Source organism: Homoserinimonas sp. (genome assembly GCF_056262345.1).
In genome coordinates, this window is record NZ_JBACFR010000213.1 from 1 (window position 1) to 2230 (window position 2230).

The following is a 2230-nucleotide window of genomic DNA, read 5'->3' on the forward strand; positions in this document are numbered from 1 at the left end:
GTTAAGCGGGGAGGTTAGCGATCGTCGTCGTCTGAGTCGTCGTCTGAGTCGTCGTCTGAGTCGTCGGAATCTTCGTCGTCGTCTTCGTCCGAGTCGTCGTCCGAGTCGTCGTCATCATCATCCGAGTCGTCATCATCCGAGTCATCATCTGGGTCGTCATCGTCGTCGTCATCATCCGCAGCGCCCTCTTCGAGCACGATCTGCGCCTCGTCGATGTCGACACCGTCGAGGTCGCCGCCGTGAAGGAGAGCCGCATCGTCGTCGTCGGGGTCGTCGTCGTAGTAGTCATCCGAGTCGTCGATGTCGTCATCCACATCGCCAGCTTCGTCGCCAAGCTCAGCCGCTGCAGCCTTCTCGGCCGCCTGAGCAGCCTGATAGTCGGCGAGGCGGTCGGCCCACGGAATCCAATCGGGCGAGAGCAGCGCGTCGTCGCCGGGCGTGAGCTCGGTCTCGAGCACGGTGGGGGCTGGGCCCTCAACATGCGCGATGCTCACGGTCCAGCGCCAGCCGGGGTAGCCGAGCTTGTTCGAGTCGAAATACACCGTGACGGTGCCCTGACCCTCGTCGATCGAACCCGTGGGGGCACCGATCGTGTCGGGGGTCGTGATCTCAAGCAGCGCCGCGCGAGCGATCTCAAAATCGGCAGGGCTTGCGATTCGGCGCGCGGGCGCCACCGAATCGGTCTGGGGCTCGCTCGAATCGTCAGTCATGCTCGGGGCCTCAGGCATCCAGCTCGTCCGCGACCTTTCGCAGCATGGCTGCGATCTTGCGGGAGTGGCTTGCCTCGGGGTAGCGCCCGCGCTTGAGGTTCGTGCCAATGCCGTCGAGCAGCTTGACAAGATCCTCAACGATGATCGCCATGTCGTCGGCCGGCTTGCGGCTCATCTTCGCCAGGCTCGGCGGAGCCTCGAGCACGCGAACCGAGAGCGCCTGGGCGCCCCGCTTGCCGTCGGCGATGCCGAACTCGAGTTTGGTGCCCGCACGAACGGATGTTCCGGCGGGCAGCGCAGAAGCGTGAAGGAATACCTCCTGGCCGTCATCGGAGCTGATGAAGCCGAAGCCCTTGTCCTCGTCGTAGAACTTAACCTTGCCGGTTGGCATGGCACTACCTCTCATTGTGGGGAACGCAAATGCACGGTGCCGCAATGAGCGCCGTAACGTGTAAGCCTAACGGGGTTGTTGAGCCCGTATCCTTGTGATGTGAGCAATTCAACACCCGAGACCGCAAATCGCGCCCAGAGAATCCTCGCGTTCATGATCGCAACGCTCGTGATCGTGGCGCTGCTCTGCTTCGCTGCTGCCATGATCGGCTATGCGACGGGGGCAATTGCGAACAGTTTTAACGGCCTCTGGGGCGCGGTCATCATGATCCCGTACTTCGCCCTTCCGGTAGCGCTGCTCCTCACGGTTGCACTGCTCGCCATCACGGGGGTACGACGATCACGCGAGAATCGCGCACGCTAGAGCACCACTCACTTCGATGGTTTCTGGCAACGGCGCCGGAGACGGAACGCGAGCAACCATGGGGAACACACTGACGCTGGCCACGCGCTTGCGTGGCACCTCCAGAGACGACCTTCTCAGCGCACTCGCCAACCGCGATCTCGGGCTCTCCCCCTCAGCTTCTGCGAGCATCCGCGACTACTTCGATCTCGCCGACGCCCTGCTCGACCACGGGGCGATCCAGCAGGCGCTCAGCCGGCTCGACCGCTCATCCCTCACCTGCATCGCCATGCTCGCTCGCGACGGCAAGCCGCTCACCGCCGCCGAAGTTGCCGCGCAGCTCGCCCCGATCTCGGCACACCCACTCTCGGTAGAGCAGGTTCACGACCACCTCACGGCTGCCGCTGAACTGCTGCTCGTGCATCCCGTGGGCGATACGTTCCGCTGTTACGACGGCGTGTGCGACCAGCTGCGGTCGTGGCCGGTCTTTGGTCTGCCGAGCCTCGACGACCTTGCGGGCATCGAAGCCGGTGGCGCCCTGGAGCCGGTGACGGATGTCGACCAGCGCTTTATCGACCGCCTCGCCGCCGAGCGTGCGTTCGCCGCGACGGGCGCCGTCACCGAGCTACTGATCGAGCTCGAACGCCAGCCTGCGCGAGAGCTCTCCAAGGGCGGCATTGCCCTGCCCGACTCCAAACGGCTCGCCTCCGCCATGCTCGTTGACCTCGAAACGGTGGCCGCCTACCTCTCCCTGGCCGAGCGCGGCAACCTCGTGTGCCGCGAATCA

3 protein-coding genes and 1 pseudogene are annotated in these 2230 nt (G+C 64.6%); 2 read left to right on the top strand and 2 right to left on the bottom strand.

Translation table 11 applies throughout. The features are described from left to right. Positions 1-14: 14 nt before the first annotated feature. Together AC062T_RS10295 and AC062T_RS10300 are read right to left on the bottom strand one after the other, a co-directional pair. Positions 15-710 carry a DUF3027 domain-containing protein gene (locus AC062T_RS10295; protein WP_476029746.1) on the bottom strand — a complete coding sequence of 232 codons (696 nt, stop codon included), beginning with the start codon at positions 708-710 and terminating at the stop codon, positions 15-17. A 10-nt stretch (positions 711-720) separates the two neighbouring features. Beyond that, a complete protein-coding gene (locus AC062T_RS10300; RefSeq protein ID WP_108515050.1) occupies positions 721-1101 on the bottom strand; it encodes a cold-shock protein in 381 nt (126 codons plus the stop codon). Positions 1102-1200: 99 nt separating this feature from the next. On the opposite strand from AC062T_RS10300, the gene AC062T_RS10305 reads away from it, so the two are divergent. Together AC062T_RS10305 and AC062T_RS10310 are read left to right on the top strand one after the other, a co-directional pair. Then, positions 1201-1464: a multidrug ABC transporter ATPase gene (locus AC062T_RS10305; RefSeq protein WP_476029749.1), complete on the top strand. Its 264-nt coding sequence runs from the start codon at positions 1201-1203 to the stop codon at positions 1462-1464. Between the two features lie 58 nt (positions 1465-1522). Then, positions 1523-2230, top strand: a pseudogene (locus AC062T_RS10310) (helicase-associated domain-containing protein); the annotation flags it as partial.